The organism is Rhizobium tibeticum (assembly GCF_900110205.1).
In the GTDB taxonomy this organism is placed as follows: domain Bacteria; phylum Pseudomonadota; class Alphaproteobacteria; order Rhizobiales; family Rhizobiaceae; genus Rhizobium; species Rhizobium tibeticum.
In genome coordinates this window covers 21,704-46,162 of sequence record NZ_FOCV01000022.1, presented here as the reverse complement: position 1 = coordinate 46,162, position 24,459 = coordinate 21,704, and the positions used below count along the sequence as shown (strand labels likewise).

Annotated in this window: 27 protein-coding genes; 8 read left to right on the top strand and 19 right to left on the bottom strand. The window is 58.5% G+C overall.

The window, feature by feature from the left end; genetic code table 11:
- Nucleotides 1–34 precede the first annotated feature (34 nt).
- Nucleotides 35–802, top strand: coding sequence for a fumarylacetoacetate hydrolase family protein (locus BSG20_RS22400; protein ID WP_072378471.1), 768 nt, complete (start codon nt 35–37; stop codon nt 800–802).
- Between the two features lie 523 nt (nt 803–1,325).
- Here the strand turns inward: BSG20_RS22400 and BSG20_RS22395 are convergent.
- On the bottom strand, nt 1,326–1,889 hold the full coding sequence (locus BSG20_RS22395) for a DUF308 domain-containing protein (RefSeq protein ID WP_072378472.1): 564 nt from the start codon (nt 1,887–1,889) through the stop codon (nt 1,326–1,328).
- 113 nt (nt 1,890–2,002) lie between these two features.
- Here BSG20_RS22395 and BSG20_RS22390 point away from each other — a divergent pair, with 113 nt between their 5' ends.
- Complete coding sequence (locus BSG20_RS22390) at nt 2,003–2,584, top strand: TetR/AcrR family transcriptional regulator (RefSeq protein WP_072378473.1); 582 nt, start codon at nt 2,003–2,005, stop codon at nt 2,582–2,584.
- Between the two features lie 64 nt (nt 2,585–2,648).
- Here the strand turns inward: BSG20_RS22390 and BSG20_RS22385 are convergent, their stop codons facing one another.
- The 11 genes from BSG20_RS22385 to BSG20_RS22335 all read right to left on the bottom strand — a co-directional run bounded on the left by BSG20_RS22385 (nt 2,649) and on the right by BSG20_RS22335 (nt 11,386).
- Nucleotides 2,649–3,074 carry a BA14K family protein gene (locus BSG20_RS22385; RefSeq protein ID WP_072378474.1) on the bottom strand — a complete coding sequence of 142 codons (426 nt, stop codon included), beginning with the start codon at nt 3,072–3,074 and terminating at the stop codon, nt 2,649–2,651.
- A 267-nt stretch (nt 3,075–3,341) separates the two neighbouring features.
- Complete coding sequence (locus BSG20_RS22380) at nt 3,342–4,373, bottom strand: L-idonate 5-dehydrogenase (RefSeq protein ID WP_072378475.1); 1,032 nt, start codon at nt 4,371–4,373, stop codon at nt 3,342–3,344.
- Nucleotides 4,374–4,382: 9 nt separating this feature from the next.
- Nucleotides 4,383–5,330, bottom strand: coding sequence for a 2-hydroxyacid dehydrogenase (locus BSG20_RS22375; protein WP_072378522.1), 948 nt, complete (start codon nt 5,328–5,330; stop codon nt 4,383–4,385).
- Between the two features lie 11 nt (nt 5,331–5,341).
- Complete coding sequence (locus tag BSG20_RS22370) at nt 5,342–5,842, bottom strand: gluconokinase (protein ID WP_244541381.1); 501 nt, start codon at nt 5,840–5,842, stop codon at nt 5,342–5,344.
- A 31-nt stretch (nt 5,843–5,873) separates the two neighbouring features.
- On the bottom strand, nt 5,874–6,641 hold the full coding sequence (locus BSG20_RS22365; RefSeq protein WP_072378477.1) for an SDR family oxidoreductase: 768 nt from the start codon (nt 6,639–6,641) through the stop codon (nt 5,874–5,876).
- 60 nt (nt 6,642–6,701) lie between these two features.
- Nucleotides 6,702–7,376 (bottom strand): 4-carboxy-4-hydroxy-2-oxoadipate aldolase/oxaloacetate decarboxylase, encoded by a 675-nt coding sequence (locus BSG20_RS22360; RefSeq protein ID WP_072378478.1) that lies wholly within the window; start codon nt 7,374–7,376, stop codon nt 6,702–6,704.
- Nucleotides 7,377–7,530: 154 nt separating this feature from the next.
- Nucleotides 7,531–8,367 carry an ABC transporter substrate-binding protein gene (locus BSG20_RS22355; RefSeq protein WP_072378479.1) on the bottom strand — a complete coding sequence of 279 codons (837 nt, stop codon included), beginning with the start codon at nt 8,365–8,367 and terminating at the stop codon, nt 7,531–7,533.
- A gap of 32 nt (nt 8,368–8,399) precedes the next feature.
- Entirely contained in the window at nt 8,400–9,164 is a 765-nt protein-coding gene (locus BSG20_RS22350) for an amino acid ABC transporter ATP-binding protein (protein WP_047517698.1), read from the bottom strand.
- Nucleotides 9,161–9,919, bottom strand: a complete 759-nt coding sequence (locus tag BSG20_RS22345) for an amino acid ABC transporter permease (protein WP_072378480.1) — start codon at nt 9,917–9,919, stop codon at nt 9,161–9,163. Before BSG20_RS22345 ends, BSG20_RS22350 begins: the two co-directional genes overlap by 4 nt.
- Entirely contained in the window at nt 9,916–10,623 is a 708-nt protein-coding gene (locus BSG20_RS22340; protein ID WP_072378481.1) for an amino acid ABC transporter permease, read from the bottom strand. The genes BSG20_RS22345 and BSG20_RS22340 overlap by 4 nt, the downstream gene beginning before the upstream one ends.
- Complete coding sequence (locus tag BSG20_RS22335) at nt 10,616–11,386, bottom strand: SDR family oxidoreductase (RefSeq protein ID WP_072378482.1); 771 nt, start codon at nt 11,384–11,386, stop codon at nt 10,616–10,618. Before BSG20_RS22335 ends, BSG20_RS22340 begins: the two co-directional genes overlap by 8 nt.
- A 315-nt stretch (nt 11,387–11,701) precedes the next feature.
- Here BSG20_RS22335 and BSG20_RS22330 point away from each other — a divergent pair, with 315 nt between their 5' ends.
- Entirely contained in the window at nt 11,702–12,625 is a 924-nt protein-coding gene (locus BSG20_RS22330) for a LysR substrate-binding domain-containing protein (protein WP_072378483.1), read from the top strand.
- A 58-nt stretch (nt 12,626–12,683) separates the two neighbouring features.
- Here the strand turns inward: BSG20_RS22330 and BSG20_RS22325 are convergent, their stop codons facing one another.
- The 7 genes from BSG20_RS22325 to accB all read right to left on the bottom strand — a co-directional run bounded on the left by BSG20_RS22325 (nt 12,684) and on the right by accB (nt 18,950).
- Nucleotides 12,684–13,886: a pyridoxal phosphate-dependent aminotransferase gene (locus BSG20_RS22325; protein ID WP_072378484.1), complete on the bottom strand. Its 1,203-nt coding sequence runs from the start codon at nt 13,884–13,886 to the stop codon at nt 12,684–12,686.
- 294 nt (nt 13,887–14,180) lie between these two features.
- Nucleotides 14,181–14,948 carry a LamB/YcsF family protein gene (locus tag BSG20_RS22320; RefSeq protein WP_072378485.1) on the bottom strand — a complete coding sequence of 256 codons (768 nt, stop codon included), beginning with the start codon at nt 14,946–14,948 and terminating at the stop codon, nt 14,181–14,183.
- A gap of 26 nt (nt 14,949–14,974) precedes the next feature.
- Nucleotides 14,975–15,973 (bottom strand): 5-oxoprolinase subunit C family protein, encoded by a 999-nt coding sequence (locus BSG20_RS22315; protein ID WP_072378486.1) that lies wholly within the window; start codon nt 15,971–15,973, stop codon nt 14,975–14,977.
- Nucleotides 15,970–16,674 (bottom strand): 5-oxoprolinase subunit PxpB, encoded by a 705-nt coding sequence (pxpB, locus tag BSG20_RS22310; protein WP_072378487.1) that lies wholly within the window; start codon nt 16,672–16,674, stop codon nt 15,970–15,972. The genes BSG20_RS22315 and pxpB overlap by 4 nt, the downstream gene beginning before the upstream one ends.
- A 2-nt stretch (nt 16,675–16,676) precedes the next feature.
- Nucleotides 16,677–17,123, bottom strand: a complete 447-nt coding sequence (locus BSG20_RS22305; protein WP_143147515.1) for a hypothetical protein — start codon at nt 17,121–17,123, stop codon at nt 16,677–16,679.
- Nucleotides 17,120–18,505: an acetyl-CoA carboxylase biotin carboxylase subunit gene (gene accC / locus BSG20_RS22300; protein WP_072378489.1), complete on the bottom strand. Its 1,386-nt coding sequence runs from the start codon at nt 18,503–18,505 to the stop codon at nt 17,120–17,122. Before accC ends, BSG20_RS22305 begins: the two co-directional genes overlap by 4 nt.
- Nucleotide 18,506: 1 nt before the next feature.
- Nucleotides 18,507–18,950 carry an acetyl-CoA carboxylase biotin carboxyl carrier protein gene (gene accB, locus BSG20_RS22295; protein WP_072378490.1) on the bottom strand — a complete coding sequence of 148 codons (444 nt, stop codon included), beginning with the start codon at nt 18,948–18,950 and terminating at the stop codon, nt 18,507–18,509.
- A gap of 339 nt (nt 18,951–19,289) precedes the next feature.
- Here accB and BSG20_RS22290 point away from each other — a divergent pair, with 339 nt between their 5' ends.
- The 5 genes from BSG20_RS22290 to BSG20_RS22270 all read left to right on the top strand — a co-directional run bounded on the left by BSG20_RS22290 (nt 19,290) and on the right by BSG20_RS22270 (nt 24,457).
- Nucleotides 19,290–20,816, top strand: coding sequence for an ABC transporter substrate-binding protein (locus BSG20_RS22290; RefSeq protein ID WP_072378491.1), 1,527 nt, complete (start codon nt 19,290–19,292; stop codon nt 20,814–20,816).
- A gap of 79 nt (nt 20,817–20,895) precedes the next feature.
- Nucleotides 20,896–21,837 (top strand): ABC transporter permease, encoded by a 942-nt coding sequence (locus BSG20_RS22285; RefSeq protein WP_072378492.1) that lies wholly within the window; start codon nt 20,896–20,898, stop codon nt 21,835–21,837.
- Nucleotides 21,837–22,715: an ABC transporter permease gene (locus BSG20_RS22280; protein WP_072378493.1), complete on the top strand. Its 879-nt coding sequence runs from the start codon at nt 21,837–21,839 to the stop codon at nt 22,713–22,715. Before BSG20_RS22285 ends, BSG20_RS22280 begins: the two co-directional genes overlap by 1 nt.
- A 1-nt stretch (nt 22,716) precedes the next feature.
- Nucleotides 22,717–23,925 (top strand): amidohydrolase/deacetylase family metallohydrolase, encoded by a 1,209-nt coding sequence (locus BSG20_RS22275; protein WP_072378494.1) that lies wholly within the window; start codon nt 22,717–22,719, stop codon nt 23,923–23,925.
- Between the two features lie 19 nt (nt 23,926–23,944).
- Entirely contained in the window at nt 23,945–24,457 is a 513-nt protein-coding gene (locus BSG20_RS22270; protein ID WP_072378495.1) for a RidA family protein, read from the top strand.
- Nucleotides 24,458–24,459: the final 2 nt, after the last annotated feature.

The following is a 24,459-nucleotide window of genomic DNA, read 5'->3' as shown; positions in this document are numbered from 1 at the left end:
GGCTCGCGACTCAAAGCAAAATGGAGGAGACCTCATGGCAGCTTCAGCCGCCGCCCCCTTTGATCCGCGTGCACTAGCCGCAAAACTACACGGCCTGCGCCGTTCGCAAAGCCAGGCGCCGACGGCGGAATTTGCCCTGCCTGCCGATCTCAGGCACGCAATGGACGCGCAGAATTTTCTTGCCGCTGATGAGGCCATTGCGAGCAACGCCTGGAAGGTAACCGTCTCGCCCGATGGGCAGGCGGTGACAGCGCCCCTGCATCCCTTCGTGCAAGCGGAATCTGGAGCACAGATTCCCTGGCAGCGGGGCACCAAGTTGGAGGCGGAAATCGCCGTGCGCCTCGGTCGGGACCTGCCGGTCCGCCGCGAGGGCAGCTATAGCCGCGCCGACATCGTCGATGCGATCGAAGCGGTTCACCTCGGTGCGGAACTTCTAGCCAGTGCCATCGAGGAGAGCGGCAAGATCTCCTTCCTCCTGTTCCTGGCTGATCGGCTTGGGAACAGCGGATATGTGCTCGGTCCCCGTGTGGAAAAGCCGGCCGTCGACACGGCAAGCGGCACGCCTCTCAAGGTGACGTTCAACGGCAAGCCGATCTACGACGCGCCCGCTCAGCATCCGAAGGGAGACGTACTGACGTGGCTTTTGGAGTATGCCAACGATGGTATGCGACCGAATACGTCGCTCAAGGCCGGCGCCCTTGTCACAACAGGCACGCTCTGTGGCGCGATCGAACTCGTCACGCCTGGAGACATTGAAATCGTCCTTGGCGGATCTACCTGTCTGCGCCTGGCACTCGTCTGATACTGCATGTAGGAAACCACGCAATATGTCCCAACGCCAAAATCTGTCCCAAATACATAATAGGGATGTATTCCTATTATGACGTAAACCACTCGCCGGCAAGCTCTTCGTCGGCGTCGTAAGGGCCGCCGTTATTCCACAGTTCGCCACCCTCACGGCCGTTGTAAGAGGTCTCGTGAACGGGGTCTCGATAATTCGAGTGAAGCCACTGAGCCATAGCCTCAACTTTTCGAGCACGGGACAAGCGCCGAAACTGCGATGGTGTGAAGCGTTCTTCGCGAAGACCCGACGCCAACGGTAGCCTTCATCGATGCGCGAGCAGGCCGTGTAGTGCAGGCAATCGAAACAGCAATGATACTCGGATTGTCTGGACACAGAAGGATCGCCGCTGCGGCTTCCCGCGTCCTTATCTTGGCGTTCGGGAATATAGGGAGCGTTTCAGGCCCCCAGCGGATGGGTAACCGCGACAGCGCTGGTCCTCAGTCAACCAAGCGCCATCGCGTTAGGCTGGACTGCTCGCAGGTCAAACCGCGGCTGTCGCTTTCCGACGAGCGGACACCGCCAACCAGATTGCGGAGATCAAGAAATAGAAAGCACCAAATCCCGCATATGGGGTGATGTCGAGAATTGACGGCGGCGTTCCACCGAGCGATTGGGTGATCATGAAACCGCCAGCCAGGCAGGACTGGCCTCCGCTTAGAATCATGGCCCACTGCGCACCATGGTCGCGCCGCCGGCTGACACCGGTCATCAGTTGGAGTACGCCGGACAGAATCGCCCAAACACCAAACACGGCCAAGACGGCAAAGGTGCTTTTCGTAGCGGCCAAGATCACAGCAGCCGTCGTAACCGTGCTGACGAAGATATTGAGGGTTTGCGAGCTGTTTGCTTTGAAGCCGCCGTTCGAGCGGGCATCGACGACGTTCGCGACGGCGTCCCACGCAGGATAGATTACAAGTAGGACAGAAGTCAGAATCGGGTTGGAGGCGGAGAGAATGGCGACAGCTACCCAAACGATCGAGAAGGCTGCTCGCACGTAGTAGTAGGATCGCAGCCAGTTGGACTGCGCGGATTTTTGGTTGGTCATAGCTCGCTCCGTTTCATTTGCCTACCTTCTAGTAGGTATGTCTGCATGCACTGTCAAGCGATCCCAGCTTTTGGGAAACTTGACAGCCTTCCTATCAATAGGTAGGTGGGGATATGGAGACAATACCTTCGACTTCGAACAAGATCTTGGACATCGCGCAATCCCTCATCGTAAGGGGCGGCTACAATGGCTTTAGCTACGCCGATATCGCGGGTGCCGTTGGAATCCGGAAGGCAAGCATCCATCATCATTTCCCAACCAAGAACGAACTAGTCGTGGTTCTCGTCGATCGATACCGTATGCAAGCTTCAGAAGGCCTCAAGGCTCTGGACGAAAGCTTGCCGAACCCACTAGAGCGACTGAATGCGTATCTCAGCTACTGGCAGCAATGCATCCAGGACGCATCGGCACCAATTTGCGTGTGCGCGATGCTCGCCGGCGAGATGGCGATATTGCCAGAGGAGATAGCCTCAAGAGTGCGTGGGCATTTCCAGAGGTTGGCTCTTTGGTTGAGTGCCGTTTTGAAGTCAGGGGCAGACCAGGGCGTATTCCAGCTTACCAAAAAGCCCGATGACGAAGCCCAATTATTCATGGCGACAGTTCACGGGGCGATGTTGACAGCGCGGGCGCTGGACGATCCCAAGCTGTTCAACGTTATCACGAAACCTTTGCTCGATAGGCTGAAGGCGGTTTGACGTCGGTCGGTATTCGTGAGGGTCTCGACGCCAATCCTCTGCCCGCAGCGCGGTAGCCAGACGGTTAGCGCCATCTATAGGGTCCGACACATTCGCGACGGGGGCCGTAGTAGGGCTGGAAAGTATTGTCGAATGCCCTGTACGTACGATAGCGCCCATAGCACCAACTCACATGGCTGCCACCTTCATAGGCGACCGACGGTTCATACTCGCGATACGGCCGATAATAGCTATATTGCCGACGCTGATATCCGTAAGAAGAGTCGTAATATGCGGCACGGTATGGACCGTAGTGCGGCGGCGTTAACGCGCCGCCTACAATCACACCGTAACCGCCGTAGGAGCCGCCGTCCCGGTCACGCCACTGCACGGGTTCCGCTTGCTGGGGCGGGTTGATCTCGGGCGGGGTAATTGCCGGAAACGCGTGAGCTGACCCAATGGTGAGACCGCTTATGATCAGGTCCAACGCTACCAAGACTAGCTTAACCATGACTGATCTTCTTTTGCTCTCCAGGTGGGAAATAAAGGGCGCTTTTCAGCAGCGCCGCGATCGCGCTCGGCCTGGGCAAGTCGCTTCTTCAGGTCGTCTTGGGAGGTCCCACTCGATTGATCACCGGCCACCACGCTTCTCCTACGCTTGGTGAAAGGTAGCATGATGAAACTATTCCGTCAGCCTAATACCCTGATGTCCACATTGGGCCGGCCGGGGGAAGGGCTTCGCATCGGAATGTCTCCGTCGGTCCGTCAAAGCTGTTGACTAGAACGCCAGCTGGATCTTCATCGACCTGCTGCGATCTCCGGCGGCTTCAAATGCGGCGACAGCGTCTTTCAAGGGGTAAATGCCGCTCAAGAGAGGAGAGAGATCAACCCGTCGTCGGTTGATCAAGTCGACGGCAACACCGAATTCCTCATGGAAGCGGAAGGTGCCCTTCATCTCGATCTCCTTGGCAACAACCATGTTCTGCGGGATCGAGACATCTCCACCGAGCCCGAGCTGAACCAATATCGAGCGAGGCTTGAGGACCTCAAGGCCGGAGCGGACTGCACTGGCGTTGCCGGACGCCTCGAAGTGGATATCGAAGTAGCACTTGTTGGCAGCGTAGCTTGCGAGCTCTTCCGACGCGGTTGCGACGTTGATGGTGCGATCGGCCCCCACCTCGCCCGCTTTGCGAAGCACGGCGTCCATGACGTCGGTGGCGACGATTTCGCGCGCTCCGTTAGCGCGTGCGGCGATGATGGCGAGAGCCCCAATCGGGCCGCAGCCGGTAACCAGTACACGCTTGCCGGCGAGCGAACCGGCGCGAACAACCGCGTGCAAAGTGACCGCCAACGGCTCGGCAAAGGCCGCTTCGTTGATCGAGACCTCATCGCCAACCTTGTGGCACTGCCACGCCTCGGCCACGAGCCGCTGGCGGAAGGCGCCCTGGATGTGCGGCATCGGCATCGCGCTGCCGTAGAAGCGCATGTTGAGACAGTGATTTTGCTGTCCATGCAGGCAGTAGTCACAGGCATTGCACGGGCGGCTGGGGGAGACGGCGACGCGATCGCCGATCGCCAGATCCGACACCCCCTCGCCGACAGTCTTGACAGTCCCCGCGACCTCGTGACCGAGGATCATCGGCTCGCGCACACGCACCGTGCCGAAACCACCATGATGATAGTAGTGCAGGTCGGACCCGCAGATGCCCCCAGCCTCGATGGCAACCTCGACCTGCCCCCGGCCGACAGCCTCCGGCTCTCGATCTTCGATGCGCAGATCCTTGGCGGCATGGATTACGACGGCTTTCATTCGGTCACCTCAAACGACGGGGGTCAAAAGCGGCGCATTGGAAAAGTGCGCGGCGAGATTGTTACGGACAAGCTGTCCCATGGCCTTGCGGGTTTCGACAGTACCGGACGCATGGTGCGGCTGAAGTAGGACATTGTCGAGGGCAAGGAACCGCGGGTTGAGCTTCGGCTCCCCCTCGAAGACGTCGAGGGCGGCCGATCCGAGCACGCCCGTTTCAAGCGCGTCGAGCAGGGCGTCTTCATCGATGTTGGATGCCCGAGAGATGTTGATCAACATTCCCTCCGCACCGAGGGCTTTAATGACGTCGCGCGAGACGATGTGCCGGGTGGCGGCTGAGGCGGAAAGCGTGACGAACAGGAAGTCCGAGCGCTCAGCGAGCGCCACCGGGTCGGCGATATAGGTCATGCCGTCGGCATAGGACTTTTCGGTTACGTCGCTATAGGCAATATCCATGTCGAAGCCACGAAGGCGCTTGGCGACCTCGAAGCCGATACGACCAAGTCCGAGAACGCCGGCCTTGCGGCCCCACACACGCCGGCGCAGGGGATAGAGGCCTTTGGCTGCCCAGCTTCCATCCTTGACCCAGCGCTCCGCCCCAATCATCCCACGTGATTGCGTCAGCATCATCGCGATACCGAGATCGGCCACGTCGTTGGTCAAGACGTCGGGTGTGTTCGTGACCCTGATGCCCTTCTCGCGGCAGGCAGCCAGATCGACAGCATCGTAGCCGACGCCGTAGACGGAGACGACCTCGAGCTTCGGAAGGTTGCCGATCAAGGATGCCGGAGCACCGAGTTCACCGCGCGTCGCCACGGCACGGATGTTCCCGCCATGATTCCGAAAAAATGCGACTGTATCAGATGCTTCGTAGAGTTTATGAACGTGATAGGTCTTTTCCAGCTCCACCATGTCCCATTCCGGGTACGGTCCGACCAGGAGGATTTCGGGTTTCAATATTCTGTCCTCCATTACCTCGATTGCATGCGTTGGCGGGTCGCCATGAACGCGAGTTTTGTCATTGCCAGGGAGACGATCCGCTCCAGCGGTTGGTCGATCTCGATCGTCACGACATCCCCTTCCCTGGTCGGCAGCTCCAGGGTGGCAAGCTGACTGTCCAACAGGGAGGGCGGCATGTAGTGACCCTTGCGGCTGTTCATCCGGGACGCCAGTGTCGTTCTCGTCCCCTGCAGGAATACGAAGGTGATCGGCTTGCCAGCCCTGTCTCTGAAAAGATCGCGGTAGGACTTCTTCAAGGCCGAGCACGAGATCACGGTGTCATCTGCGGCTGCAAGCTCGGCCGCCAGCGTCTCCAGCCACGGCCAACGGTCGTCATCCGACAAAGCGACGCCCGCGGTCATTTTCTCGACATTGGCCGCCGGGTGCCGGCTATCGCCCTCGATGAACCTGTGGCCGAGATAGGAGGCGATCAATTTGCCGACCGAGGTCTTGCCGCAACCCGATACGCCCATGACCACGACCGGCCCAATATGACGAGATAAACTAGAGGCAGGTGGTGATGCCGCCGTCGACATAGAGAGTGTGTCCGTTGACAAAGGATGATCCCTTTCCGGAAAGGAAAACCGCTGCACCGATCAGCTCGTCGACGTCGCCCCAGCGGGCGGCCGGCGTGCGCTTCTCAAGCCAGGAGGAGAATTCCGCGTTATCGACGAGGGCCTGATTGAGCGGTGTCTTGAAGTAGCCCGGTGCAATCGCGTTGATCTGGATGCCGTACTTCGCCCAATCGGCGCACATGCCGCGGGTCAGGTTCTTCACCGCGCCCTTGGTGGCCGTGTAGGGCGCGATACCCGGGCGGGCGAGCTCGCTCTGCACCGAGGCGATGTTGATGATTTTCCCCGCACCGCGCTTGATCATGTGGCGGGCGACGGCCTGGCCGACATAAAAGACGCTGGAGACGTTGGTCTTCAGCAACTGCTCCCAGCGCTCGGCTGGGAAGTCCTCCAGCGGTGTGCGGAACTGCATGCCGGCATTGTTGACGAGAATATCGATTGGACCAATGGCGGCCTCGATTTCGTCGACGCCGCGTTTGACCGCAGAAGCGTCGGTAACGTCAAATACGCCCACAGCAACATCGTAACCAGCACCTCGCAGCGCTCTTGCGGTCGCCTCCAGTTTTGACGTATCGCGCCCATTCAGCACGACGGATGCGCCATGCTGGGCAAGCCCGCTTGCGAGCGCCAAACCGATACCTTGCGACGAGCCCGTCACCAGTGCGCGCCTGCCGCTAAGATCGAAAAGCGGAAAACTCATTGTGTTACTCTCCTTCGTCATATGCAGCCGTCGCCCGGACGAGCTGGCGGGCCGTGACGCTCAATCCTCGACGACAAGGCCCTTCGCCCTGAGTACACCTTCTAGGTTGCTGACTTCGACGACCGACTTCCCGGATTTGTAGGCGGCAATGTAGCCCACCTCCGCGTCTTCCCGTGCCTGCGCCAACTTGGCAACTTCGCGTGCTTCAGACTTTCGGACAACGACCAGCCCATCGGCGTCGCCAACAATGATATCACCGGGATAGATCATCTCGTCGCCAACCATGACAGGATCGTTCGTGGCGCCGAGGGTCTCCTTTACGGTGCCCTTGATACAGACGCTGAGAGAAAACACCGGAAAGCCAAGCTCTCGAAGCTGCAGAGAGTCGCGCACGCCGGTATCCGTGACGAGGCCACCAATTCCCTTGGCGAGACATGCATTTGCCAATACGTCTCCGAACGAGCCTGCTTCTTCATACTCGCCCGCCGACACCACAATGATGTCGCCCGGCTGAGCGTAGTTGATCGCCACCTGCAGCATAATGTTGTCGCGAGGTGCGCACTTGACCGTGAAAGCCGGACCGCACAGCTTCATACGGTAGTCTATCGGCTTCAGCCGCGATGAAAGCGCCCCTCTGCGCCCCTGAGCTTCGTGCAAAGTTGCGGGTGAAAACCTTGAGATCGCAGCAATCTCTTCTTTCGTCGGTCGATCGATCTTTTGTTTGAGCTTGATCATTGGATTCCTCCTGGGGCGTGTGCGCCTTGCATGCTTGTCATATTAGAGGCTTCAGCACAGAGGCTTCAGCCATCAAAGGCCATAAATGTGGGGCATGTTGATGCGGCCCGTTCATTGGCGAGCCGCATCGCGTATCCTCCTGGGACATAGAAGTTTAGGGGATCGGCTCGAACTTCAGTTCACCGATCGGCACGACCTTGTCTTTCCGAGTCATCTTGTACTCAGTGTTCGGGCCGAGCCACTTGTCCCAGATCTGATTGATCTCGCCGGAGGTGTCGAGCTTGACGAGGATCTCGTTGATCTTCGTTGTCAGGGCCGGCTCGTCCTTCTTCATACCAACCCCAATCGGTTGATAGAGCATCGGCTCCTCGATCATGCGCATCTCTGCGCCCTTCGTCTTTGACTCATTGACGATCTTCGTGGTCGTCATCGTATTCGCCACAAGTCCGCGCGCCTTGCCCTGCTGGACGGCAAGATAGGCCGACCCCGTGTCCTGGAACGTCAATGCATCGGACTTGTTCTTACGGATCGCAAGTTCTGACGTCGACCCCTTCGTCGACGCAAGACGCTTGCCCTCGAAGTCGGCCTTCTTCTGACCGGGATCGTTTGCCTTGACGATCAGCATTTCCTTGGCGAGGTAGTAGGGGTCACTGAATTGGATCTGTTCGGCACGGCCTAGGGTGTAGGCAAGGTTTGCGACGGCGATGTCGACGTGACCGAGCTTGACTTCCGGGACTCGTGCTTCGACCGAGACTGGCTTGATCTCTGCATTCACGCCGAGCTCGCGTGCGATTGCACGGCACAGATCGACGTCAAAGCCAACCATTTCTCGGGTCTTTGGGTCCGGCGAAGCGAATGGGGGCACGTCGGCGAAAGTTCCGCAACGCAGAGTCTTGGCTGCCGTAATGTCGGCGAGTTCGTCGGCGTTCGCGTATCCGGCGAGTGCCCCCGCCGCAACAGCCGCTATTACCGCAATTGACCTCATTTTCATTTTTGTATTCTCCTCGGGTGGTTGAGCTGGAATTAGTGCCGCAAGTCGCTCAGGAAGCGCTTTGCCCGACCGGTCTGCGGGTTTGAGAAAAAGTCTTCCGGTGGCGCGGTTTCGATGATTTGGCCGTCATCGATGAACCAGACGCGATCTGCGACGTCGCGGGCAAAGCCCATTTCGTGCGTCACGCACATCATGGTCATGCCGTCAGAGGCAAGGCTCTTCATGACGGCGAGCACCTCCCCGACCATCTCCGGGTCAAGCGCGCTCGTCGGCTCGTCGAAAAGCATGACCGGCGGCTCCATTGCCAGCGCCCTGGCGATAGCGACGCGCTGCTGTTGACCACCCGACAATTGGCCGGGGAACATCTGTGCCTTGTCGGCAAGACCCACACGCTCAAGCAGTTGGGTTGCTTTGCGATAGGCCTCCTCCCGAGCGACCCCCTTCACCCTGATTGGCGACATCGCGATATTGTCGATCGCAGACAGATGCGGGAACAGATTGAAGCTCTGGAACACGAAGCCAATGCGGCTGCGAAGCCGGTTGAGTTCCCTCGCCGCCATCTGGCGGTGGATATTGTTGCCCTCGCACGTGATCGAGCCGCTTTGGATCTCCTCGAGCCGGTTCACCGTGCGTATAAGCGTCGACTTGCCCGACCCCGACGGACCGCAGATGACGACGACCTCTCCTCGGCCGACCTCAGCATTGATCCCCTTGAGGACTTCGTACGTGCCATAGTTCTTCCGGACCTCCGAGAGTTGGATCATGGACGAGTTTCTGGACTGCGCAGGAGTGTTCATGACGGCTGATCCGTAAGTGCTTCGAGTTTGAGAACGTTGGCGCCAATCGGTATGTTGGCCCCGGCGCGTTTGCGGGTAATGTGACGCTCGGTCATTGTGGCCACCAGGGTGAGCGACCAGCAGATGGCGTAGTAGACGGCGGCGAGGATGAAGAAGACCTGGAACGGCTGCGTCAGAAGCTGATTGTTGATCTGGCTTGCCGCGAAGGTCAGATCGGGAACATTGATCACGTATCCGAGCGTCGTATCCTTGATCGTCGAAACAAAGACAGAGATGATGCTCGGGATAACGTTATAGAGGGCTTGCGGTAGAATGACGTAACGCATGGCGCTGAGGTTGCTATGGCCAAGTGCCCGAGCAGCTTCCATCTGGCCCTGCCCGAGCGCGACGATACCACCTCTGACCACTTCGCTCAGAAATGCACCCTGATACACGACCAGCGTGACGAGCATTGTCATGAAGGCGGGAACACTTGCCCCCGTCAAAAGGGGAACGAGGAAGTAGCCCCACAGGATGAGCATCAGGAGCGGCACGCCGCGCGTGAAATAGACCAACGCGGTAACGGGCCAGCTCAGGATCGGCAACTTCGACAGTCGAGCGAGAGCCAGAAAGATGCTGACTGGAAAAGCGAGTGCGATCGCAGACACGGATAGCAGGATCGTCGCCGCCAGTCCGCCAAGCGGACCGTTCGGATACTGGCCGATGAGAAGCAGGAGCCAGTAGTCCTGGACAATCTTGATGATGTCGCCGATCATACGCGTGCGCTCCTTACCGGACTTGCCCTCGACGTCAGATAGGCACCAAAGCCCATGATGATCAGCGAGAATGAGAGATACAGGACGGAAGCGAGAAGGTAGCTTTCAAACGTGCGGAAGGTCAGGTTCTCGATTTCCTTGACCGCGTAGGTGAGCTCGGCAACGCCGATCGCTATCGCCAAACTGCTGTTCTTGAACAGAGACACGCTGTGGTTGATAAGCGAGGGAAGTGCGTTTCGGACGCCCTGTGGCACCATGACAAACCGCATCGCGGAAATATATCCATGGCCCAAAGCCCGGGCGGCTTCCATTTGCCCTGGATTGACAGCACGCAGGCCAGAGCGAAGATCCTCGCTAAAATAGGCTGCCTGACAAAGGCCAAGGCCGATAACCGCAAAGATCGCCTCCGCATTATGGTCGGTCAGCCAATACATGACTGTTTCCGGCATCAGCGTGAAAATGCCGAAGTACCAGAGCATGAGCTGAACGAGGGTCGGAACGTTGCGGTGATAGGATACGTAGGCAGTGACGACCGCATTCCCGATCGGCCCGGGTGAATAGCGCAAGGCAAGAAGGATAAGCGCCAGCGTCATTGCCAGAAGCCATGATCCGATGGCAACGATGAACGTCATTTGAACGCCGTGGATCAACATCCATCGGTATTCGGGATTGCCCAAAATTGCGAAGAGATCGAAGTTAGCCACGGCCTTCAGTCCCGGAGTACGGATGTTGTGGTTTTGCCGTCTGCAGCCCGCCCATCACCTGGAGAGTAGGCGTTATCTCCATGTGTCCGATGTTGACGGCAACAGGCGCTGCGATGACGAATGCAATCGCGTCGGCAATGTCCTTGGCCTCAGGCAGTTCAAATCCATCGAGAAACCGTTCGCGGATCTCAGGCGTATCACCGTGGACATGGGCAAAGATATCGGTGGCGACGCGGCCGGGGCAGATTTCGGTTACCCGAACGCGCTTGCCAAACACGTCGATGCGAAGTTGGTTCGACAACATGCTCACGCCGGCCTTGGTGGCATGGTATGAGGAATTGCCGCCGAAATTGTACGCGCCAGCGATCGAGGAAATATTGATAACGTGCCCGCGGTCCCTTTCGACCATACCCGGCACAACCAGCCGGCAAAGATGCAGAACAGCGCGAAGGTTGACGTCGACGAGGAGGTCGATGTCGCCATCGTCAGCCTCAAGGAACTTCTTCGGCTTGTCGACGCCAGCATTGTTCACGAGGACGTCAAATTGAACGCGTGTTGTGAGAGCAGAAAGCGCCGCGCGGTCCGTCACATCGATTTTGTGAGCGATGCAGCCGGTGCGATCGGCAACTTCTTTCAGCGCATCTTCGCTACGTGCAATCGCGTGAACTTCTAGTCCTTCGGCGCAGAGACGTTCGACAGTAGCAGCACCAATGCCAGAGGACGCGCCGGTAACAAGTGCAGTTTTGTAATCGGAAAATGACATCGAAAGCTCCTTTTGAATGGAAGGTAGCGAACCTTTTCAGCGGGCGATAATGCTGAATATCTTTGGAGGGATAAGCCTGTCTTATGAAGGTCAAGGCCTCCCTGCCGTCTGCCCAGATTATTGTTTTTGGTTCAATAGCTTATATGAAACTGCCAATTCACGTTTCGAGGTAGCGCTGCGCGAATTTAGACATCGAGGCCGGTCATTCGGGCCTATGGCGAACGTCATCAGGGCTCGTTTGGCGCGCTCAAAACTCTTTCAAATTCGGTGCCTTCCCCCTATGGTCGCGAGCAAGAATGGGAACAGCTGCTATAAATGGATACTCGCCGTCTCAAGTCGTTCATCACCATTGTTGATATGGGAAGCATCACGCGCGCGGCAGACATACTGCATATCGCGCAACCGGCACTTAGCCAGCAGTTAGCGGCGCTCGAAGAGCACTTTCAGGAAAAGCTGCTGACACGAAGCCAACAGGGTGTGATCCTGACCGACGCTGGTCGCGCGCTCTATCGCCATGCCCAGATCATTCTGCGCCAGATGGACCAGGCATATGCAGATGTGCGTGCCGGTGGAGCGATCTTGTCCGGTCGCGTATCGGTCGGTCTGGCTCCGTTCAGCAGCGCAGCAACCCTTTCGCTTCAACTGCTGGAGGAAGCGAAGCTGCGATATCCGCAGATTCTGCTGCATGTCACCGAGAGCGTGAGCCAGCCGTATAGCCAGATGATTATGAATGGTCGCTTGGAGATGGCTCTGATCCACGGCGCTGGACCAATCAAAGGCGTGAAATTCCAGCCTCTACTAACTGAGGAGTTCGTTTTTGTTGCCAACGAATCCCTTGGCATTTCACGCGAGGAACCGCCAATTGCGGTCGCAAATCTGGAAACAATTCCTTTTGTCGTACCGCCCGCATACAACTTTGTTCGACGCGCGATCGACGTGGCATTTGGCAGGAGCAGGACAAACCTGAACGTTGTTGCAGAAGTCGAGGCGGTCAAAACCCTGGGACGTGCAGTTGACGCCGGGCTTGGTGCAACGATCGTGCCGAAGGCGATCGCAAATCGCATTGTGGCCGAGGCGACGCAACCGATGGTGGTTCGGCGCATTTCCAGTCCGAAGATCGAAGAAACGCTTTCGCTCTGCCTCTCCGACACAACGCCGCTGTCGGAACCGGCGCTCGCGATCACTCAGTTGCTCGTTGAGCTCACCGAAACCCTCAAGACAGTCGAACTCCCCACCTAAGGGAATTCGGGCAACATTGCTGCCGCCCAAATCGTTCTCTTTGACCTGCTTTGACGCATTACGTCATCGACGAGCAGAATTCGGCGATGCGGGTGCAACCTTCATCAAGGGCCTCCAAGCTTGTTGCATAAGACAGCCTGAAGAACGGGCTCATGCCGTAGGCCGCCCCTTGCACGGTCGCAACGTGGTGCTCCTCAATAAGCGCCATCACAAAGTCGGTATCGTTGTTGATCAGCCGGCCGCCCTTGGTTGTTTTTCCAATAAGGCCAGCGATGTTCGGAAAAATATAGAACGCACCCTCGGGCTTGTGTGTCTGCACACCCGGTACTTCTGCCAAGCGGCCAAGGACAAAATCGCGCCGCTTCTTATAGATTGATGCACGCTCCTTCAGAATGTCCTGGGGGCCATCCAAGACGGCAACCCCTGCAGCCTGGGTGATCGTCGAGACGCCTGCCGTGTTCTGCGTGTTGACGTTGCTGATGGCCTTCATCAGATCACGTGGCCCACCGCAATATCCCAGGCGCCAGCCGGTCATTGCGTACGCTTTTGATGCGCCGTTGACAGTCAAGACACGGTCGTACAGGCGAGGCTCTACCTCTGCGATCGTGCAGAACTCAAAGTCATCATAGATGAGATGCTCGTACATATCGTCCGTCATGATCCAGACATGCGGATAGCGCAGCATTACGTCCGCGATGGTCTTCATTTCTTCGCGAGAACACGCAGCTCCCGTTGGGTTGTTGGGGAAGTTGAGCAGCAGCCATTTGGTCCGGGGCGTAATTGCAGCTTCGAGGTCTTCGGGGCTTATCTTGAACCCGTTGCTCTGTGGGCAGTTGACCGGTACGGGCACTGCGCCGGCAAATTTTGCGATGTCGGCGTAACTTATCCAGGACGGTGAAGGAATGACGATCTCGTCACCCGGATTGCAGGTGGCGAGGATCGCGTTGAAGATCACCTGTTTTCCACCGTTGCCGACAAGGATCTGGTCCAAATCATAGTGCAGATTGTTCTCGCGTTTGAACTTTCGCTGGATGGCTGCCTTAAGCGCCGGCGTCCCATCGACCGGTGGATATTTCGTATCACCGGCCAACGCAGCTGCATGCGCCGCCCCGATAGCGTGCGCGGGCGTTGGAAAGTCGGGTTCGCCGGACGAAAGCCCGATGACCTTGGTTCCCTTTGTAGCGAGATCACGAGCACGTTGTGTCATCGCGACTGACGCAGACACTGTCACGTTCTGAAGGCGATCGGCTATGGCTGGCATCTATTCAATCCTTTGTCGTTACCAAATTTCGAGAGCCCACTGCGCAAAAAACGGGGAGGCGGCGCGTAAATTGCCGTTTGCCATGCGGCCCCTTTCATGTCGAATTGCGTGCAAGGTAGGGGTAAAGTTGGGGTAATTTCCAATACTGGATTGGTTTGACGCCATAACGGAAACCAATGGAGGCGGCGTGCGACGAGCCGATGGAGCGCCGATCCAGGAATGCCTGGCTGCGCACGCGTTTTTCAGGCTTCAAGACCTCGGCGAAGCCTCAGCGACGCTGCCTCCGAACAGAGATTAGCCGAGGACCTCGTTTGCAGGAGCAATCCTCCCGCCCGCACTTTCGACTTCACTTCTGACGATCTTAGCCAATTCCAACGATCCCGGTGTATCGCTATGCACCAAAATCGACCTTGCCCGAACAGGCAAGCGAACCCCCTCGATCGTCGTTACGGTGCCTGTTTCCATAAACTGGCGGACGCGAGCGCGGACGCTCGCTTCATCCTTGATGACCGAGTTTGCGACGGCACGACTGACAAGCTGACCGGCCACGTCATAGGCGCGGTCGGCAAGGAAGAGTGTCAGGGTGCGCAGTCCGTTCGATTGCGCTGCCCGCTCGAGCTCGGTGTCGGGCATCGCGAAGACAATGAGGTCGGCGTCAACGCTCCTGATCGCTCGCATGATGCTCGTCGCCAGCTCAGGATCGCGATTGATCATGCTACCCATGGCTGCGTGGAAACTGATGTGGCTCAATTTTACCCCCTCGCCGCGCGCGACAGACGCCAAAGCGCCCAACTGGTAGAGCACCTGTTGCTTCATATCGTCCGCGTCGGTCGGGATTTCGCGGCGACCAAAACCCACCCGGTCCGCCAATCCCGGATGCGCACCGACACCCACACCGCGTGCCTTTGCGAGGCGAACCATCCGCGCCATTGTTTTCGGATCGCCGGCATGGAATCCGCAGGCGACATTTGCGGAAGAAACCACATCCATTAGCGCTTCGTCATCGCAAAGCCGATATGGTCCGAACCCCTCACCCATGTCAGAGTTCAAATCGATCTTCATCTTGAAGTCCTCGCTGCAATTGATGTCTATCGCCGTGTTAGGTTGATCAGCGCCGCGGCAACCACCGGAGCGATTTTCGTGACTTGGTTGAGGTAGCCCTCAAGCGCGTGCTCAGCAGCCAGTGCCTCTTCAACAGTCGATCGCACGAACCGTATGCGGCTTCCAATTCTCGCTTGCGCGAGCCGCCAGATGTCGACTTCGATGACGCCGGCTATCTTGGGATAACCTCCAGCAGTGTTTGCGTCGCTCATCTGCACGATGGGTTCACCTCCCGGAGGTACCTGGACCACGCCTGGAACAACCCCATGAGATCTCATCTCGATTGGACTGTCGGGCTTTAACGGGTCGCCAGACAGGCGATATCCGGTGCGATCGCTTTGAGACGTGATCTTCCAGGCCTGGGTCCAGAATCGTTCGCAGTCTTGACCGAACAGATCGTGTTCGCCCGCCGGGATGGCACGCAACAACAGTTGTCCATCCTCGTCGACGGGGAAAAATTCCGCCAAGGCTTTCGCAGGGGGCATCACCCCAAAGCCTCCAAGCGGAATGTGAGGAACCTCGGTGGGAACGACGGAGATATGATCACCGTTCTCCAGGAAACGACCTGCAAATCCTCCGAAGGCGCCCCGCAACGAGGTGCTTCGGGAACCCATGACGACGGGGACGTCTATGCCGCCAGCGACAGACAAGTAGGCGCGTGCGTTGCGCAACGGCATCGAAAGTTCCAACGTCTGGCCGCGGTTGGCTTGCTGCACCCACCATGGTGGCAAGTCGATGCCGTCCAACGTTGCACGGCAGTCGGCACCAGTGATTGCAAAAACCGTCGGCCGATCGAAAGAGATCTTGAATGGAAACGTCTGGATTTCAATGGACGCAGCACTCTCGGCGTTGCCGACGAGCAGGTTCCCAATCCTGGTTGCCACCGGGTCCATGGCACCACTTGCCGTTACGCCAATGTTGCGAAAACCAAAACGACCAAGATCCTGAACAGTATTCAACGGGCCTGTTATGAGAACGTTGATCACAGTTCGATCCTTTCCGGAACAAAGCGAACACGATCGCCCGGCGCCATGATTGCGGGAGATTTTGCCATCGGATCGAAGACGGTAATGTCGGCAAAACCGATCGAATTCCAGCCGTTCGGGCCGGTGAGAACAGCAACCCCGGTCTGCATCCCGCCTATCGTGACCATGCCTTTGAGCATCTTCAACGAAGGCACGGATTTGCGGGGCATGCAGATGCGCGGATCAAGGCCATGCAGGTATCCGAATCCCGGGGCACTTCCCACTGAAAAGACGGTGTAGATCGGCTGCGCGTGGAGCGTGACGATCTCCTTGGCGGAAAGCCCGGAATAGCCGCAGAGCGCAGGAAGATCGATTGCGTGTTCGCCGCCGTAGATGGTCGGAATCTCGATGGTCTTGCCCACCAGGTCGAGTTCGCCGGCACAGTCCCATTCATCCGTGAGGCGTTGAACAACGAGCGCTGGATCGGACGGGGTGTTCTTGAGCACGACCAGGAGATTGGTCATGCCGGGTATGAGCTCGGCAAAATCCTCGCCGTTGGCCAGGGCTTTGCTATAAGCCCATATCCTGCGTTGCGCGGCGAGATCGAAATCGCCTGGCGCTTCGATCAAATAGCTGCGTGTGCCAATACATGAGATCTTGGGGGCGCGCTGGCTGGGCGATCGGGTCGCAGGCGCCGACAACTGTGCGGTTGCGACAATCATATCTATGCCCCCCTGTGGGAAATCAAAACGTCGCCGTAACCAACGAGGCCGCCGCTCTTTTGGTCAAGCTTCGCGGCCTCAGCACGTGCCTCGGCCCGGGCGGCAACAAGAACGGGGCCAACCCGGACAAAGCCGACAAGCTGACCCGCCTCGACACTATCGCCGCTGCTGATCTCGTTAGCCGTGCCGTCTGGGTGACCGGGAAGAAAGACACCAGCGATCGGCGCGCGAGCGATGACGGTTTGCGAGGGAAGCGCTGGCGTGGCCGGCTCGGCTGCTTGCTCTCGGTGTTTTCTAATGCCGCCTGACGACGTAATCTGCACCGAGCCATCGAACGTGGTGATTTCGATCGCCTCGACACCGTTTATCGCCAGGCAATCCGAGATGCTTTCCAGCGTCTCCAGTTCGCTGAAGGCAGAAATTCTGCACTGTTTAACGCGCGAGTTCACGAGGCTGCCCTCCGTTCGGCAAGCCATTTTTCCAAATGGTGAATGTCAGTTCCGCCGCTGCTGAATGAATGATCCTCAAAAATCTCACGGTGCAAGGCGATGTTCGTGGAAATGCCGTCAACCCGCATCTCCGACAACGCAACGCGCATGCGGGTGATCGCCTGGTCTCTTGTCGGCGCATGCACAACGAGTTTCGCGATCATGGAATCGTATTGTGGCGGTACCTTGTATCCGGGCCGGACATGCGTATCGACGCGAACGCCTGGCCCGCCCGGCAAGGAAATCGCCGAAATGAGCCCCGGCGAGGCCGCGAAGGTGAATGGATCTTCGGCATTGATGCGGCATTCGAATGAGTGGCCAAAACAGCCAACATCGGCCTGCGACAGCTCCAATTGGTATCCCTGTGCCACGCGCAATTGCTCACGCACGATATCTATGCCTGATGTCATCTCGGTGACGGGATGCTCGACCTGAAGGCGCGTATTCATCTCGATGAAATAGAATTCTTTGTCTTCATAGAGGAACTCGAAGGTTCCAACGCCGCGATAGCCAATCTGCCTGCAGGCGGCCACGCACCGTTCTCCAATTCTTGCAACCACATCAACCGGTATTAACGGGGCCGGAGCCTCTTCGACCACTTTCTGATGGCGACGCTGCATCGAGCAGTCGCGAGCGCCAAGCCAAATTCCCTGGCCATAATTGTCGCAGAGGACCTGGATTTCCACGTGTCTGGGATGCTGCAGGAACTTTTCGATATAAAGCTCTGGCTTGCCGAAGGCGCGCCTTGCTTCCTCGCGTGTCACGATGACCGCGCCGGCAAGCTCATGGGCCGAGGAAACGACGCGCATCCCACGCCCGCCGCCGCCGCCGGCCGCTTTGACAATGACCGGATAACCAATCGTTTCAGCAACGTTCGCGACCTCGGCCAGGTCTTCGCCAAGAGCGGTGTCCGGACCGGGTACACAGGGGACGCCCGCGGCCATCATGGCCTGCTTGGCGGCGATCTTGTCGCCCATCGTTCGAATTTCGCTGGCTCGCGGCCCGATAAAGGTTAATCCCAAGGCTTCCACGGCGTCTGCAAACGCCGCGTTTTCCGACAGGAAGCCATAGCCCGGATGAATTGCGCCGGCGCCCGTCGTGACTGCCGCTGCCAGCACTGCATCCCGATTGAGGTAGCTTTGAGCAGCGGGGCTCGGGCCAATGCAGACGAATTCGTCGGCGGTTTCACGGTACGGTGCGTCACGATCGGCTTCTGAACAGACCATGATTGATCGAAGACCAAGCTGGCGACATGCGCGTTGGATGCGCAGCGCGATCTCGCCACGGTTGGCGATCAACACGGAGTCAAAAAACGGAGCTTTGAGACTAGCAACTGCGCTCATATTACCTGATCTCGAATAGGGGCTGGCCGACATCGACATCGTCCCCATCGGAGACGACGATCTTGGTGATCTCACCCGCATGTGTTGCCGGGATTGTATTGAAAACCTTCATTGCCTCGATGATGCAGAGGCCCTGTCCCTTTTCGACGAGCGTGCCGACCTCGACAAAAGGCGAGGACGACGGGTCGGGGCCACGGTGAAAGACACCAGCCGACGGAGCTCGAACGACATGACCGGTGCCGTCTGCGGGCTGATCCTGCGCCGCAGGGACTGTCCCGCTGGTTTGTTCAGGAGCCTTTGCTCCAGGCGCGGCATCAGCGAACTCGACACGGCGCGGAACGCTCTTGATGATCCGAACGGTTGCGCCGCCTTCCGTGACGCTGAGTTCGGAAACGGTCGACCGCCCGACAAATTCAATCAGCTTTTTGATCTTTTCGAGATCCATATCCCTACACCGACATCGCTCGCTGACCCGTGCAGGAGGTAATTCCGAGACGGGTCATCATTCTGATCGAGAACTACCATGCGATTTGCGGTGATGGGGGCAGACAAAGTTTATATGGACGCCATCTCAGGCGGCCGCTCCTGCAGTCATTGCCGGCGCCAACGCATTCGTCACGCCATTCATTATCGACGTCACGAGGCTTGGATGCATGAGAAAAGGAGCCGATTGGGCAGCCGCATTTTTCCGTACGGTGCCTGCCATTGACACCAGCGGTGCTCCATGTATTCTTTTATAAAAGCGCATATAACATAATTGTGGAACACAAACCGGGAGAAAAGCATGAGAATGAAACTCGCATTCCTTGTCGCCACCGCGTTGGTCGCAACACCTTCCTATCTGCTGGCACAAGAAAAAGGCGGCGTGATCAATGTCGCAACGATCGGCGAGCCACCGACGCTCGATCCGATGACGTCGACGGCCGACCTCGTCGGCATCGTCACGCAGCATATCTTCGAAACGCTCTACACGTTCGACAAGAAGTGGGCCGTGACGCCGCTTCTGGCTGAAAGCCTTCCCGACGTTAGCGCCGACGGCAAGACCTACACGATCAAGCTTCGCACCGGTATCAAGTTCCACGACGGCAGCGACATGACGTCGGAGGATGTCGTCGCTTCGCTCAACAGGTGGGTCAAGCTTGCCTCGCGCGGCAAGCAAGCGGGTGCCTTCATCTTGTCGATCGCCGCTGCCGATCCGGCGACGGTCGTCATCAAGCTGAAGCAGCCCTACGCGCCGCTGGCCTCGCTACTTGCCTTTAACAACTCAGCCGCGATCATCATTCCGGCCGAAAAGCAGGCCGATACGATGACCGACTTCATCGGCACCGGCCCCTATATGCTGAAGGAACGCAAGGCAGATCAATATATCCAGCTTGTCCGCTTCAATGACTACAAGCCGCGCTCCGGCGACAGCGATGGTTACGGCGGTGCCCGCCATCAATATCTCGACGAGATCCGCTTCGTGCCCGTGCCCGACGCAAACACCCGCGTGGAGGCGGCGGTTTCCGGCCAATATGACTACGTCGATTCGCTACCGGTCGAATCCTATGACAAGCTCAAGTCGTCTACCGCGACGCAGCCGCTCGTCCTGAAACCGTTCGGCTATCCGGTCTTTGTCTTCAATACGGCTGCCGGTGTCACCAAGAACGTCGCGATCCGCAAGGCGATCCGTCAGGCGCTCAGCATGGAAGACATGATGGCCGCCGCCTTCGGTGGCACGGATTTCTACGCCCCAGACGGCAACATCTACCCGCGCAACTTCGCCTGGAGCACGGATGCCGGGGTGGCGGGCAACTACAATATTGCGGATCCGGAAGGGGCGGCCACGGCTGCCAAAGACGCCGGCTACACCGGTGAGCCGATCCGCATCCTGACGAGCCGCCAGTACGAATTCCACTACAAGATGGCCCAGGTCGCGGCCGAATACCTCAAGCTTGCCGGCTTCAAAGTCGACCTGCAGGTGGTCGACTGGGCAACGCTGACGCAGCGCCGCACCGACAAGGCGCTCTGGGACATCTACATCAGCCACAGTCCGTTCCTGCCAGAACCAGCACTGATCGGCTCCTTGTCTCCCAGTTCGCCGGGATGGTGGGACACGCCCGAGCGCAAGAGCGTCGTCGATGCCTTCACCACCGAGGTTGAACCAAACAAGCGCATCGAACTCTGGGCCAATGTCCAGAAGGCCATGTATGACGAAGTGCCGTTCATGAAGATCGGCGATTTCAACGCCGTTTCAGCCATCTCGACGAAACTCGAGGGCGTTGATCCCGCTCCCTGGCCATATTTCTGGAACGCGTCGACCAAGAAGTAAGCGCGAGCACTGCGGGTGCCGGTTTGAGGCTGGCATCCGTCCACAATTTCGCCCTGTGTGGATACAGGAGCCGCTTTCCATGATACGCTATATCTTCCAGCGCCTTCTCGGCATGATCGTGGTGATGTTCCTCGTCGTTACGATTGTCTTCGTGATCGTTCGCGTGACGCCGGGCGATCCCGCCGCCGTCATGCTCGGTCCCGATGCGACGGCACAGGACGTTGCTGAACTGCGCGCCCGCCTCGGCCTCGACCAGTCAATCGTCGTCCAGTACTTCTTCTATATTGGACAGCTGCTGAGAGGCGATCTCGGCCAGTCGATCTTCCTTAATATGCCAGTGACGTCAGCGCTTCTCGAGCGCGCGGAGCCAACCGTCTTCCTGACGATCTTCTCGCTGCTGATTGCCAGTGTCATCGCACTGCCGATCGGCATTTATGCTGCCTACAGGCGCGGGTCGTTCGTTGATCAGATGTCGACGACCATCGCCATGCTGGCCGCTAGCATCCCGAGCTTTTGGCTCGGCCTCATTCTCATGCAATTCTTCGCCGTACGGCTGAACATATTTCCCGTCTCGGGCTATGGCGGGCCTGGCGCATCCTTCTTTGAGCGCATGCAACACCTGACATTGCCTGCCTTTGCGCTCGGCCTCGTTTCCTCGGCACTGATCCTACGCTTTACCCGTGCCTCGATGCTTGACGTGCTAGGCGACGACTACATTCGCACGGCACGCGCCAAAGGGCTTGTCGAACACCGTGTCGTCCTCAAGCATGCCCTGAAAAACGCGCTGATCCCGATCCTGACGGTCATCGGCCTGACCGCTGCCGTACTGATCTCCGGCGCCGTCGTAACGGAAACCGTGTTTGGCCTCCCTGGGGTCGGCAATCTGGTCGTCTCTGCTGTATTGCGACGCGACTATCCCGTCATCCAGGGCGCATTGCTCGTCATTGCCGGCCTCTATGTCCTCATCAATTTCGCGATCGACATGCTCTACCTGCTGGTCGATCCAAGGGTGCGCTACTGATGGCCGATATCGTAACCACCACCGATAAACCTACTGCCAGCGAGCGCAGCAAATTTCTTCGCCGCCTGCTGAAACGCAAGACCGTCGCCGCCGGCGTGATCGTGTTGATCATCTTTGTGCTGTTGGCAGCCCTCGCGCCCTGGATCGCGCCGTATTCGCCATCTAAGCTATCGATCGTCAACCGGCTCAAGCCGCCGAGTGAACTGTTCTGGTTCGGCACCGACGAATTCGGCCGTGATGTGTTCTCACGCACCATCTATGCCGGGCGGCTCTCACTGCTGGTGGGCGCTGCCGTCGTCGTGCTCTCCGCATTGATTGGCGTGACGCTCGGCTTGCTTGCCGGCTTCTTTCAGAAGCTCGACACGCCGATTGCCAGGCTGATCGATGCGATGATGGCCTTTCCTGACATTCTCCTGGCGATCGCGCTGGTCGCAGCTCTCGGACCGTCGCTCACAACGGTCATCGTTGCGCTCTCAATCGTCTACTCGCCTCGTCTGGCGCGCATCGTTCGCGCCTCGACGCTGGTGATCCGCGAATTGCCTTACGTCGAGGCGGCGCAAGCACTCGGTATTTCCACCTTCCACATCATGACGCGGCACGTGCTTCGCAATCTGTTGTCGCTGATCCTCGTACAGGGCACCTTCCTGTTTGCCAGCGCCATGCTTGCCGAGGCCGGACTTTCCTTCCTCGGCCTTGGCGTCAGCCCCGAAATCCCGACCTGGGGAACCATGATCGCAGCCGGACGCCAATATATCGGCCAGGCCGACTGGATGACCTATTTCCCGGGCTTTGCCATCATCCTCTCCGTGCTGTCGCTGCAAATGGTCGGCGATGGTCTCAGGGACATGCTCGATCCAAGACTTCGAAAGGACCTCTAGAATGACCGGTGAAAAAGCGGGCAAACCGCTCCTCCTCACCAATGTGAAACCGACGGCGTTTGGCGCGGCAGAGCCTTTCGGCGCGATCGACATCCTCGTCGGCGCCGACGGCAAGATTGCCGCAATCGGTCCTTCCCTGGCCAGCCCTGGCGACGCCGAGCGCATCGACGCAAGGGGCGCCTGGATCTCGCCCGGCTGGGTCGACCTTCACGTGCATATCTGGCACGGCGGCACGGATATCTCCATCCGTCCGTCGGAATGCGGCGCCGAGCGGGGCGTCACGACGCTGGTTGATGCGGGCTCCGCCGGCGAGGCCAACTTCCATGGCTTCCGCGAATACATCATCGAGCCGTCGAGAGAGCGCATCAAAGCCTTCCTGAACCTCGGCTCTATCGGCCTCGTCGCCTGCAACCGCGTCGCCGAACTGCGCGACATTCGCGACATCGATCTCGATCGCATCCTCGAATGCTATGCACAAAACAGCGAACACATTGTTGGCCTTAAGGTGCGCGCGAGCCACGTCATCACCGGCTCCTGGGGCGTCACTCCGGTGAAGCTCGGCAAGAAAATCGCCAAGATCCTGAAAGTGCCGATGATGGTGCATGTCGGCGAACCGCCGGCACTCTATGATGAGGTGCTCGAGATCCTCGGCCCTGGCGATGTCGTCACCCATTGCTTCAATGGCAAGGCCGGTTCAAGCATCATCGAAGACGAGGACCTCTTCAATCTTGCCGAGCGTTGCGCCTCCGAGGGCATCCGTCTTGATATCGGCCACGGCGGCGCGTCCTTCTCCTTCAAGGTAGCAGAGGCAGCCATTGCGCGCGGTCTTCTGCCGTTCTCAATTTCGACCGATCTTCACGGCCATTCGATGAACTTCCCGGTCTGGGACCTGGCGACGACGATGTCGAAGCTGCTATCGGTCGGCATGCCGTTCGACAAGGTCGTGGAGGCCGTCACGCATGCGCCGGCCTCCGTCATCAAGCTGTCGATGGAGAAGCGCCTGACGGTTGGCGAACGGGCCGACTTCACCATCTTCGACCTCGTCGATGCCGATCTCGAGGCCACCGATTCCAACGGCGACGTCTCCCGCCTGCACAAGCTCTTCGAACCGCGCTATGCGGTTATCGGATCGGAAGCGATCACCGCCAGCCGTTACATTCCGCGCGCCCGCAAGCTCGTCCGTCACAGCCACGGCTATTCGTGGCGGTGACCGGCATGTCTAAAACCGCATGATAGGAGCAGACGTGAATACGTCCCCAGCAAAGGCCGCGGCAGCGGTGCAAACACCCTATGAGCGTCTGGCCGCGCTCGGCATTACATTGCCATCGGCGCCGGCGCCCATCGCCAATTTTCTTACCCATGTGCGCGAAGGCAACGTTCTTTATCTATCCGGCCAGGGCCCGCGCGAGGCTGATGGCCATCTCCATTCCGGCAAGGTCGGCAGCGATGTCAGCATCGAAGAGGCCTATCGGCATGCGCGCCTCACCGGCATCAACCTGCTTGCGGTGATGCATGACGCTCTTGGCGACCTCGCCCGCGTGAAGCGCGTGGTCAAGCTGCTCGGCATGGTCAATGCCGTCCCGCAATTCGAAAATCATCCAAGCGTCATCAACGGATGCTCCGACCTCTTTATCGAGGTCTTCGGCGAGGCCGGCCAACATGCCCGCTCCGCCGTCGGCTTCGGTTCCCTGCCCGGCAACATCACCGTCGAGATCGAGGCGATCGTCTCGCTCAACGATTGAGG

Coding starts and splice junctions, on each gene's coding strand:
- BSG20_RS22365 (WP_072378477.1), bottom strand. CDS start 6,641: ATGAGTTTTCCGCTTTTCGATCTTAGCGGCAGGCGCGCACTGGTGACG.
- BSG20_RS22345 (WP_072378480.1), bottom strand. CDS start 9,919: ATGATCGGCGACATCATCAAGATTGTCCAGGACTACTGGCTCCTGCTT.
- pxpB (WP_072378487.1), bottom strand. CDS start 16,674: ATGATTGTCGCAACCGCACAGTTGTCGGCGCCTGCGACCCGATCGCCC.
- BSG20_RS22350 (WP_047517698.1), bottom strand. CDS start 9,164: ATGAACACTCCTGCGCAGTCCAGAAACTCGTCCATGATCCAACTCTCG.
- BSG20_RS22275 (WP_072378494.1), top strand. CDS start 22,717: ATGACCGGTGAAAAAGCGGGCAAACCGCTCCTCCTCACCAATGTGAAA.
- BSG20_RS22360 (WP_072378478.1), bottom strand. CDS start 7,376: ATGATCAAGCTCAAACAAAAGATCGATCGACCGACGAAAGAAGAGATT.
- BSG20_RS22385 (WP_072378474.1), bottom strand. CDS start 3,074: ATGGTTAAGCTAGTCTTGGTAGCGTTGGACCTGATCATAAGCGGTCTC.
- BSG20_RS22285 (WP_072378492.1), top strand. CDS start 20,896: ATGATACGCTATATCTTCCAGCGCCTTCTCGGCATGATCGTGGTGATG.
- BSG20_RS22390 (WP_072378473.1), top strand. CDS start 2,003: ATGGAGACAATACCTTCGACTTCGAACAAGATCTTGGACATCGCGCAA.
- BSG20_RS22290 (WP_072378491.1), top strand. CDS start 19,290: ATGAGAATGAAACTCGCATTCCTTGTCGCCACCGCGTTGGTCGCAACA.
- BSG20_RS22335 (WP_072378482.1), bottom strand. CDS start 11,386: ATGTCATTTTCCGATTACAAAACTGCACTTGTTACCGGCGCGTCCTCT.
- accC (WP_072378489.1), bottom strand. CDS start 18,505: ATGAGCGCAGTTGCTAGTCTCAAAGCTCCGTTTTTTGACTCCGTGTTG.
- BSG20_RS22320 (WP_072378485.1), bottom strand. CDS start 14,948: ATGAAGATCGATTTGAACTCTGACATGGGTGAGGGGTTCGGACCATAT.
- BSG20_RS22380 (WP_072378475.1), bottom strand. CDS start 4,373: ATGAAAGCCGTCGTAATCCATGCCGCCAAGGATCTGCGCATCGAAGAT.
- BSG20_RS22325 (WP_072378484.1), bottom strand. CDS start 13,886: ATGCCAGCCATAGCCGATCGCCTTCAGAACGTGACAGTGTCTGCGTCA.
- BSG20_RS22330 (WP_072378483.1), top strand. CDS start 11,702: ATGGATACTCGCCGTCTCAAGTCGTTCATCACCATTGTTGATATGGGA.
- BSG20_RS22355 (WP_072378479.1), bottom strand. CDS start 8,367: ATGAAAATGAGGTCAATTGCGGTAATAGCGGCTGTTGCGGCGGGGGCA.
- accB (WP_072378490.1), bottom strand. CDS start 18,950: ATGGATCTCGAAAAGATCAAAAAGCTGATTGAATTTGTCGGGCGGTCG.
- BSG20_RS22370 (WP_244541381.1), bottom strand. CDS start 5,842: ATGGGCGTATCGGGTTGCGGCAAGACCTCGGTCGGCAAATTGATCGCC.
- BSG20_RS22400 (WP_072378471.1), top strand. CDS start 35: ATGGCAGCTTCAGCCGCCGCCCCCTTTGATCCGCGTGCACTAGCCGCA.
- BSG20_RS22280 (WP_072378493.1), top strand. CDS start 21,837: ATGGCCGATATCGTAACCACCACCGATAAACCTACTGCCAGCGAGCGC.
- BSG20_RS22395 (WP_072378472.1), bottom strand. CDS start 1,889: ATGACCAACCAAAAATCCGCGCAGTCCAACTGGCTGCGATCCTACTAC.
- BSG20_RS22270 (WP_072378495.1), top strand. CDS start 23,945: ATGATAGGAGCAGACGTGAATACGTCCCCAGCAAAGGCCGCGGCAGCG.